This is a genomic window from Synechococcus sp. R5-12 (assembly GCF_047502655.1).
Classification (GTDB): domain Bacteria; phylum Cyanobacteriota; class Cyanobacteriia; order Thermostichales; family Thermostichaceae; genus Thermostichus.
Genome location: NZ_JANSIM010000295.1, coordinates 1 through 664, shown reverse-complemented (window position 1 = coordinate 664; position 664 = coordinate 1). Strand labels below are relative to the sequence as shown.

Here is a 664-nt window from a genome sequence, read left to right as displayed (position 1 = left end):
TCCCGACCCTCCTGCTGTTGCAGAGAGTGCGGGGCTTCCCGGCGAGCTAGCTAATCGCCCTCACGGCCTCCAGCAGCTCCCGGTTGTCTCGCTTGAACAAGGGCAGCCACTCCACATGCTGGTAGCGTAGGATCCCTTGGCTATCCACCAAAAAATAGGCCCGCCGCGTCCCCAGCAGGCTGTCCACCCCGTACTGCTGGCTCACGGTTCTGTCCACATCGCTCAGCAAAGGAAACTCCAGCTTAAGCTGCTCGGCAAAGGCTTGGTGCCTGGAGAGGGGATCGCTGCTGATCCCCAAGATCTCGCAGCCCGCGGCCCGGAAAGCTTCCCAATCCTCCCGAAAGCAACGCATCTCGCTCGTGCATACCGGGGAAAAATCCGCCGGGTAAAAGGCCAGCAACACCTTGCTCTTGCCCCGGTAGGCCGCCAGTGAAATCTGGGCTCCCTTTTGGATCCCTTTCCCCACCGCAGGCAAGCTAAAGTCAGGAGCAACAGCCCCAATCACAATCCCCATAAACCCGTCTAACCCAATCTGAGCTCACTTCAACAGTCTAACGGTGGATCCGGATCCCTTCTGGCTTCAAAAAACTTTGGGTTGGATATCTTGACGGGGTGGTGGTGGTGGGGATAGGGTAGTAAAGCGCCACAAGGCCACCCAGCCCCG

General features: G+C 59.0%; 1 protein-coding gene. It reads right to left on the bottom strand.

Annotated features, from left to right (window positions below):
* Positions 1–46 precede the first annotated feature (46 nt).
* Positions 47–514, bottom strand: a complete 468-nt coding sequence (locus NW843_RS13540) for a peroxiredoxin family protein (protein WP_011432999.1) — start codon at positions 512–514, stop codon at positions 47–49.
* Between the last annotated feature and the right edge of the window lie 150 nt (positions 515–664).